This window comes from Stenotrophomonas sp. S39 (assembly GCF_016624665.1).
In the GTDB taxonomy this organism is placed as follows: Bacteria; Pseudomonadota; Gammaproteobacteria; order Xanthomonadales; family Xanthomonadaceae; genus Stenotrophomonas.
Genome location: NZ_JACVTT010000136.1, coordinates 1 through 8296 on the forward strand (window position 1 = coordinate 1; position 8296 = coordinate 8296).

Genomic DNA, 8296 nt, shown 5'->3' on the forward strand with positions numbered 1-8296 from the left:
CCCACCCGGCCCATCCAGCCATCCAACCGCAACGATCAGCCACGAGGGGCTCTGCCGTTCGCCGCCTTCGGCGAAGCCGCGCTTCTCGGCAGGCAGCAGAGCAGTCGACTGACAGTCGACTCTACCAGTCGACTCTACCGTTCCGGTGCCGGTGTCGCCGCAGGCGCAGGCGCAGGCTCCGCCGCCGTATCCACCCGCGCGATCACCGACATCCCCGGCCGCAGCCGCGCCGCCAGTTCCTGCCCCGGATCAATCGAAATCCGGATCGGCAACCGCTGCACCACCTTGGTGAAGTTGCCGCTGGCATTGTCCGGACGCAGCACGCTGAACTCCGAACCGGTGGCCGGCGCGATCTGCTCCACGTGCCCGTGCAGGCGCTCGCCCTTGAACGCATCCACCGAGAACGTCACCGGCTGGCCGATACGCATCTGCCAGGTCTGGCCTTCCTTGAAATTGGCCACCACCCACAGCGCCTCCGGCACCAGGAACAGCAGTTGCGAGCCGGCCGCCACGTACTGGCCGACGCGCACGCTGGCCTCGCTGATCTGCCCGTCGCGCGGGGCGTGGATGACCGTATTGGCCAGGTCGATGCGCGCCAGTTCAAGCTGCGCCTGCGCGCTCTCGACCTGCGCTTCAAGGCTCTTGCGCGCGACCTGGGTCGATACCAGCGTCTCTTCGGCGATGCGGATCTGTGCCTGCGACTGCTGCACGCTGGCCTGTGCCGAGGCCTGGGTGGTGCGGAACTTGTCGCGGTCGTTGATCGACACCAGCTGCTGCGCCGCCAGTTCCTCGTAGCGCTTGGTCTCGTTGCGCGAGCGCTGCAGCTCGGCCTGGCCGGACGACAGGGTGGCACGCGCCGAGGCGATCTGCGCGCGGTTCTGCGCCTGCGACTGGTCCGAGTTGGCCAGCGCCGCGCGCGCGCTGTCCAGCGCCGCCTCGGCCTGCGCCACCTTCTGCGCGTAGATGCGGTCATCGATGCGCAGCAGCGGCTCGCCCTTTTTCACGTGCTGGAAGTCCTTCACCAGCACCTCGGTGACATAGCCGGCCACCTGCGGCGCCATCACCGTGATCTGCCCGCGCACATAGGCGTTGTCGGTGACCATCACGCTGCTGGTGAACGGCCACAGGCTCCAGGCGCGCAGGATCAGCGCGATGCCCAGCAGTGCCACCACCACCATCACCACCACGCTGCGCGCGCTGGGCTTGAGGTATTTCGGCGCCGCCGCCGGTGCGGCAGGCGTGGGAGCAGGCGCGGCGTCGGTCGGCGGTGGCCGCAAGGGGCGGAGACGGGTGGCGCTTGTGCCATTGCTTGAGCACGGCGGTGCGCAGCGACAGCAGCAGCAACCAGCACAGGAAGCCGATGGCCAGCCAGCCGCTCAGGGTGAACACATCATTGAAGGCGCGCACGTTGGCCTCGCGGCGGGCCGTGGTCGCCAGCTGCGCGGTGCCCTGCGCGCTGCGCAGCACCGGGTCGGTGATCTGCGCGGCGTAGATCTGCTGCTGGATGCGCAGGCGCTGCGCGACCACCGGGTCGGCGGGGTCGAGCTGGCTGGTGATGGCGCTGGAATAGAGCTGCTCGCGATGCAGCTGGAAGGTACCCAGCACGGCCGAACCGGCCAGGCCACCCAGGGTCTGGGTGATCGACAGCGTGACCAGGAAGGTGATCATGTGGTCCACGCCCTGCTTCAGCGCGGCGGAGATGCCGAGCATGATCAGCGGGCCCATGAACATGCCGGCACCGATCGAGGCCAGGAACTGGCTGATGTAGAAGTCGTGCGGCCGGTCCAGGCTAGTACGGCTCTGGTCGAAGAACGCGGCGGTGCCCAGCAGCAGGATGGCCATCAGCAGCTGTGCGATCAGCCGTTTCGGCCCGAAGGTGAGCGAGGCGCCGGCGATGCCGACGACCACCCCGGCCAGGATCACCACGAACAGCGGCCGCATCTGGTCCGGGCCCATGCCCAGCGTGCGCATCAGGTTGACCACGCCGTAGGACTGTTCGGTGGTGAGGAAGCGCAGCAGGAAGGCGCCGACGATGAAGTGCAGCACCGGCAACGTCGACAGCCAGCGGATCTGCAGCAGTGGATTGCGCCGGTAGTGCTCGATGACCAGGGCCGTGGTGGCCAGCGCGATCGAGGCCACCAGCGCCCAGCCCAGCCACGGCGTGTTCAACCACCAGCGCGTGTAGCCCTGCGCCAGCACCACCACCAGCAGTGCAACGGCCGGTGCCAGCAGGGCGAAGGTGAGGAAATCCAGCGGCTCGAAGGCCTTGATCTGCACGCCCGGCGGCAGCTTCAGCAGCACCACGGCGGCGAACGCGCACAACGCCAGGCCCGCCTCGAACGAATACAGCTGGTGCCATTGGCCGGTATCGACCAGCGCCGGCGAGACGATCCAGGCGATCGGCACCGCCAGCTGCGACAGGCCCACGCCGATCACCAGCAGGTTGCCGGTGAAGCGCCGCGGCAGCGCCTGCAGCATGTACAGCGTGCCCAGCGTCGAGCAGGCCGCACCGGCAAAGCCGCTGGCGGCGCGGGTCAGCATCGTGGTTTCGAAACTGCCCACGAACAGGTGCAGCACCGCCAGTGCCGCATACAGGCCCAGGCCGATCTCGGCGAACAGGCGGATGCCGTACTGCTGGCGGAACTTGAAGGCCAGCAGGTTGGCGGTGACATTGACCATGGCATAGGCGGCCACCAGCCAGCTGCCCTGGGTGGGCGTCAGCGCGAGCTGGCCCTGCAGGAAGGGCAGGTTGGCGGTGACCAGCGCATTGCCCAGGCCACCGGTGATGGCCACCAGCAGTGACACCAGCGCATAGGCCGCGCGGCGGTACGGAGGATGCCAGGGCATCGAGGCCGAACCGGGCATGGTCGGCTTCTCGTGCTCCTCCCAGTCCGGAACCGGCTTGAGATACGGCTGGACCATCAGCGCCCCTGGTTGGCTGCTCCCTGGAGGCCGCCACGCAGCAGTTGCAGGGCGCGCCCGGCCAGGTGGGCGCGCTCCTCGCGGGTCTTGCCACGCAGGGCTGCACCCAGCATGCCCGAGATCAGTGAAATATCCGTCTTTTCCAGGTCGGGCCGGCACAGGCCGGCGGCCTTGGCGCGGGCGATGGGGGCTTCCAGCAGGTCGCGCACCGTTTCGCGGGCGATGCGCATGGCCGCCACGTCCGAATCCACCGCGCGCCAGTAATCGGCCAGCGCCGGCGAGTCGATGATGCGCTGGGCCATGCCTTCGAAGACCTCGAACAGGGCGTCATCGCGGTCGCCCAGTTGTTCCACCTGGCGGCGGATGCGGTCCACGGTCCGCTGCAGCAGCGCCTGGATCAGGGCGGTGCGGTCGGGGAAGTTGCGGTACAGGGTCGCGCGGCCCACCTGGGCGCGTTCAACCACCAGGTCCAGTGGCGCGGTAACGCCGTGTTGGCCGAACACATGGTCGGCGGCATCGAGGATGAGGGCGCGGCGGGCAGCAGCATCGGCACGTTGGGTGGTCATGGCTTCAGTATCGGACAAATATGTCCGGTTGGCGAGACGTTGAGTGACGGGAATGTCCGTTTGTTGCTGTACGCACATCTTTGTAAATGCGACGTGAAGATCACGGTGCCGGGAGCCCGCGCATAAAAAACGGGGGCCATGAAGGCCCCCGGGAGAGAACGGCGATGAACGTCACCAGGAAATGCTTGGCTGGGGTCAGTAGTTCCACGCCATGCGTGGATGACCGATCAGAAGTACGCGCGGATGCCGAAGGCGACACCACGGCCCGGCAGCGGCGAGTAGTCACGCAGCAGCGAGGTATGCGGACGCACTTCGCGGTTGGTCAGGTTGCTGCCATCCAGGAACACCTCGTAGCTGTTGCTGTCGCTGCGGTCCCAGCGGTAGGCGAAGTGCGCATCGACCAGGGTGTAGCCGTTGCTCGGCTCCTCGTTCTGGGCCACGTCCTTCTGCCGGCTGTAACGCACCGCGCCGACCGAGGCGCGCCAGCCGTCCTTCGCCCAGCGCAGGTCGGCGCCGACACGGGCCGGGGCGATGCGCGGGAGGTAACCGGTGTTGGCCAGGTCCACGCTGTAGTTGTGGTTGTGGTCGCCATGCGGCACGGCGATGTCCAGCGTACGGCTGCCGTTGCCGTCCAGCTTGGCCTGCACGTAGTCACCGAACACGCGCAGGTCCCAGTCGCCGGCGCCGCCTTCGAACAGGTGCACCAGCGCCTCGGCCTCGGCACCCTTGAACACCGCATCCTGCTGGGTCCAGGTACGCACCGGCAGGCCTTCGGTGATGCCGGTGTCGGCCAGGTAGATGAAGTCCTTGAACTTCGTCTGGTAGATCGCCGCAGAGAAGTCCAGGCGATCGCTGTGGGTGTGGATGCCCAGCTCGACACGCTGGCCGTGCTCGGTCTTCAGGTCTGCGTCGCCGATTTCCAGCGAGCGGGTCGCGATGTGCGCACCGGCGGCATACAGCTCTTCATTGGTCGGCGCACGCTCGGAGCTGTCCACGCCGATGCGCAGGTCGACCGCATCGTTGAGCTTCCAGATGCCGGCGGCGGACAGGTTGGTGGCGTCGAACTTGCGGCGGCGGTAGTCACCGGTCGGGTCCAGCTTGACCTGGTCGTGGCGGCCACCCAGTTCCAGCTTGAACGGGCCGAACTGCTTTTCCTGCAGCACGAACAGGCCGACGTTCTTCGTGTTGGTGTCCGGCACGAAGGCTTCTTCACCCTTGGCGCCGAAATCGCTGTTGCCGAACTGCAGGCCGAAGGCGCCGTCCCAGCCGCCGATCTGCTGCTGCACGGCTTCCACGCGCGTCTCGATGCCACGGTTGGTGAAGCGGGTGGACGGCGTGCCGGCCTCCAGTTCCACGTGCTCGTAATCGGTGTAGGCCACGCGCGCGTTGACGTTCTTCAGGAACGACACCGGGTTGTAGATGCCGGCCTTGGTCTCGAAGCGGTTCTGCACCATGTCGATGCGGACGTCGTGCTCGTCGCCTTCCTCCTCCTCGTCGCCATGGTCGTGGTCATCGCCATCGGCATGCACGTGGGCGCCGTTGGGGATGCCGTAGTTGGTGCGGTAGGTGCTGGCCGACACGCCGAAGTAACCGCCTTCGCCCAGCCAGGTGGCACCGACGCCACCGGCACGGGTGCGGATGGAGCTGTTGTCCAGGCGGCCGCGGCGCGGCTCTTCGCCTTCCTCGCCCGCGTGGTCGTGGTCATGGTCTTCGTGGTGGTCTTCCAGGCTGTCGATCACCGCGTAGCCGGGGATGCGGTAGTCATCGCCGTTGCGCACCAGGCCATCGACGTGCAGCACGACATTGCCGCTGACACCGTCGAGGCGGAACATGCCGCTGCGCTCGTCGTTGACCGAGTTGCCACGCAGTTCGGCGCGGCCGCTCAGCGGGCGGTCCGGCAGCTCGCGGGCGATGCGGCCGTCGACCACGTTCACCGCGCCGCCGATGGCGCCGCTGCCGAACAGCAGGGTGGCCGGGCCCTTCAGCACTTCGATCTGGTCAGCCAGGAAGGGTTCGATGCTGGTGGCGTGGTCGGCGCTGACGGTGGAGGCATCCATGTTGCCCATGCCGTTGGACAGCACGGCCACGCGCGGGCCTTCCTGGCCGCGGATGATCGGGCGGCCGACGCCGGGGCCGAAGAAGGTGCTCTGCACGCCGGGCAGCTTGGCCACGGTGTCACCCAGGGTGCCGGCCTTCTGCTCGTCCAGGCGCTCGCCGGCCAGCACGTCCACCGGGCGCGCCAGCGACTCGGCATCACCCTGCAGCGGGGAGGCGGTGACCTGCACTGACGACAGCTCGGTCAGGTGGCGGTCACGATGGGTGTCCTGGTCGGCGGCGGCAAAAGCGGCCGACGGCAGCAGGGCGGCGAGGGCGATGGCCAGCGAATGTGGCTTGAAACGAGGGGCGTGAGAGGGCATCCGGTGCTTCCTTTGTTACATTGTATCAATCGGGTGGCGCACGTATCCCGTCGTGGGACAGGGGGAGGGAAACCGTGCGGGTCGGGGATGGATGTTATATTATTCCATAACGATTCGCCGACCCTGCTGGAAGTCATGTCCCTGTCCTCCTCCTTCCGCCGCCTGCTCGACCGCTTCGGCGCCACTGGTTCGATGCTGTGCGCCGTGCACTGCGCGGTGATCCCGGTGCTGCTGGCGATCGCCCCCTCGCTGGGCCTTTCGTTCTGGCTGAGCGACGGGGTGGAAATGACCCTGGTGGTGTTCGTCACCCTGCTCGGGCTGTTCAGCCTGGTCATGGGCTACCGCCGCCATGGTGCGCTGCGCGCGCTGGGCTTCCTGCTGCCGGGCCTGGTCGCCCTGTGGGCGGGCGTGCTGGTCGACGCGCTGCATCACAATGCGGTGCCGCACGCGGTGGTGATGACCCTCGGCGGCCTGCTGGTGGGCGTGGCCCACCTGGTCAACCTGCGCCTGAACCACGTCCACGTCCATGATGCCAGCTGCGCGCACTAGGCGCGTCGTGTTAGGCTTTCCGATCGTGCGCGGGGGCGTCCAGCAAGACGGCCCCGCCGAACCCGTGTCAGCACGGGGTAACCAGATTTCACACTTTAGGAGTTGAAGACATGGGTAAGGGTGACCGCAAGACCGCCAAGGGCAAGCGCTACAACGCCAGCTACGGCAACGCCCGTTCGCACACCGCGAGCAAGGTCGCTGTAGGCGCCGGTGCCCCGGTTGCCAAGAAGACCGTGGCCAAGGCTCCGGCCAAGAAGGCCGTGGCGAAGAAGGCTGCTGCCAAGGCCTGATCCGGCCGGGTAGAGGTCCAAGGAAAAACGCGGCGCCTGGCGCCGCGTTTTTTTTTGTGCCCGGCATGGGTGCCCCTGCCGGGGCCTGCCGGTAGCGCCGGGCCATGCCCGGCGGCCGTTGTGGTTCAGCGCAGCGCCTTCTGCAACGTTTCGGCGTTGCCATCGTTGGGCGCGGCCGGCACCTGCAGCAGATGGGCCAGCAGCGGGTAGACATCGACGTTGTCGAAGCCATCGATCACCAGCCCCTGCTGGAACGAGGGGCCGCGCGCCACGAACATCGCGCGCATCGACGGCAGGGCATTGTCATAGCCGTGCGAACCACGATCCTGGTGGTCGCGCTTGGCGATCCGCTCGGCGTGCAGTGCGTCCCAGCCTTCATCCATCTGGCAGACGATGGGCGGCACACGCGGGTGCGAACCGTACTGCCAGCGCGCCGGCAGCGATTCCTTCTTCCAGCATTCGTAGTGCGCGTGGCGGCCCAGCAGGGCGCGCTCGGCCTGTGCCTCGCGGCCCGCCAGCGGCGCGAAACCGACCGACTGGCCCTGGCTGACGTTGCGCGCGATGGAGGGATCGACCATCGATTCGGTGGACACCACATGGCCTTCGGCCACACCGGCCATGCCGTGGTCGGAGACCACGATGACGTTGGTGCTGGCTGCCAGCCCGCCGGCATCCAGGCCATCGAGCACCTGGCCGATGATCTGGTCGGCCTGCATGATCGCATCGCGGTACTCGGCCGAATCGGGGCCGTGGTTGTGGCCGGCCTTGTCGACGTTTTCCATGTACAGCGTGGTCAGCCGCGGCGCATCGGCATCGGTCTGCGCCAGCCATTCCAGCACGGTGCGCGCGCGCTGCTGCAGCGGTTCCTTGCCATCGTAGACCTGCCACTGGCTGGGGCGGGTGCCATCGATCTCGGCCTCGCTGCCCGGCCACGACGTGGTCGCGGTACGCACGCCCACTTTCTCGGCGCCGACCCAGATCGGTTCGCCGCCCCACCAGGCGCTGTTGGTCACCGCATCGCGGTCACCCAGGCTGAAGCGGCCGAGCTGTGCATCGTCCATGCTGTTGTTGACGATGCCGTGGTGGTCCGGGCGCAGGCCGGTGACGATGGTGTAGTGGTTGGGGAAGGTGAGCGACGGATAGGAAGGGGTCATCCAGCGCGCACGCACGCCGGTATCGATGATGCGCTGCAGGTTCGGGGTGATCCCCCGGTCCAGCGCATCGGCGCGCAGGCCATCGATGGAAACCAGCAGCAGTTTCGGCGGCGGCGCGTCGGCGCGCGCGACCGGCGCGGACGAAGAAGGCGTGGTCGTGCAGGCCGCCAGGGGCAGCAGCAATGCCAGCGAGCAGGTCAGGCGTACGGAAGTCATCTGGCAATCATAAGCCGCAGCAATGACGTGCCCAAGACACGGCGCGCAAAAGCGCGTGTCGAGCAAGGTGGACACCTACCAACAGCCGCTCGGAGTCGACACAGTAGAGCCACGCCATGCGTGGATGATTTATTCGATATCCGACAGATGTGCCGACCAACGGTCGGCACCCACCAACAGCC

General features: G+C 67.6%; 6 protein-coding genes and 1 pseudogene. 2 read left to right on the forward strand and 5 right to left on the reverse strand.

Annotated features, from left to right (window positions below; translation table 11 throughout):
* Window positions 1-134 precede the first annotated feature (134 nt).
* The 4 genes and pseudogenes from IAE41_RS20955 to IAE41_RS20970 all read right to left on the reverse strand — a co-directional run bounded on the left by IAE41_RS20955 (window position 135) and on the right by IAE41_RS20970 (window position 5905).
* Window positions 135-1178 carry an HlyD family secretion protein gene (locus tag IAE41_RS20955; protein ID WP_325167017.1) on the reverse strand — a complete coding sequence of 348 codons (1044 nt, stop codon included), beginning with the start codon at window positions 1176-1178 and terminating at the stop codon, window positions 135-137.
* An 88-nt stretch (window positions 1179-1266) separates the two neighbouring features.
* Window positions 1267-2922, reverse strand: a pseudogene (locus IAE41_RS20960) (MFS transporter); the annotation flags it as partial.
* Window positions 2922-3488, reverse strand: coding sequence for a TetR/AcrR family transcriptional regulator (locus tag IAE41_RS20965; RefSeq protein WP_079221208.1), 567 nt, complete (start codon window positions 3486-3488; stop codon window positions 2922-2924). The gene IAE41_RS20965 and the pseudogene IAE41_RS20960, both read right to left, overlap by 1 nt.
* Window positions 3489-3715: 227 nt before the next feature.
* Window positions 3716-5905, reverse strand: coding sequence for a TonB-dependent receptor (locus tag IAE41_RS20970; protein WP_200734428.1), 2190 nt, complete (start codon window positions 5903-5905; stop codon window positions 3716-3718).
* Between the two features lie 135 nt (window positions 5906-6040).
* On the opposite strand from IAE41_RS20970, the gene IAE41_RS20975 reads away from it, so the two are divergent.
* Window positions 6041-6454 (forward strand): MerC domain-containing protein, encoded by a 414-nt coding sequence (locus IAE41_RS20975; protein ID WP_079221210.1) that lies wholly within the window; start codon window positions 6041-6043, stop codon window positions 6452-6454.
* A 110-nt stretch (window positions 6455-6564) separates the two neighbouring features.
* Complete coding sequence (locus IAE41_RS20980; RefSeq protein WP_079221211.1) at window positions 6565-6744, forward strand: 30S ribosomal protein THX; 180 nt, start codon at window positions 6565-6567, stop codon at window positions 6742-6744.
* A gap of 125 nt (window positions 6745-6869) precedes the next feature.
* Here the strand turns inward: IAE41_RS20980 and IAE41_RS20985 are convergent, their stop codons facing one another.
* Window positions 6870-8114, reverse strand: a complete 1245-nt coding sequence (locus IAE41_RS20985) for an ectonucleotide pyrophosphatase/phosphodiesterase (protein WP_200734429.1) — start codon at window positions 8112-8114, stop codon at window positions 6870-6872.
* Between the last annotated feature and the right edge of the window lie 182 nt (window positions 8115-8296).

Bases quoted from the DNA above. Each gene is read 5' to 3' on its own strand.
- IAE41_RS20980 (WP_079221211.1), top strand. From the start codon at position 6,565: ATGGGTAAGGGTGACCGCAAGACCGCCAAGGGCAAGCGCTACAACGCC.
- IAE41_RS20955 (WP_325167017.1), bottom strand. From the start codon at position 1,178: ATGGTGGTGGTGGCACTGCTGGGCATCGCGCTGATCCTGCGCGCCTGG.
- IAE41_RS20970 (WP_200734428.1), bottom strand. From the start codon at position 5,905: ATGCCCTCTCACGCCCCTCGTTTCAAGCCACATTCGCTGGCCATCGCC.
- IAE41_RS20965 (WP_079221208.1), bottom strand. From the start codon at position 3,488: ATGACCACCCAACGTGCCGATGCTGCTGCCCGCCGCGCCCTCATCCTC.
- IAE41_RS20975 (WP_079221210.1), top strand. From the start codon at position 6,041: ATGTCCCTGTCCTCCTCCTTCCGCCGCCTGCTCGACCGCTTCGGCGCC.
- IAE41_RS20985 (WP_200734429.1), bottom strand. From the start codon at position 8,114: ATGACTTCCGTACGCCTGACCTGCTCGCTGGCATTGCTGCTGCCCCTG.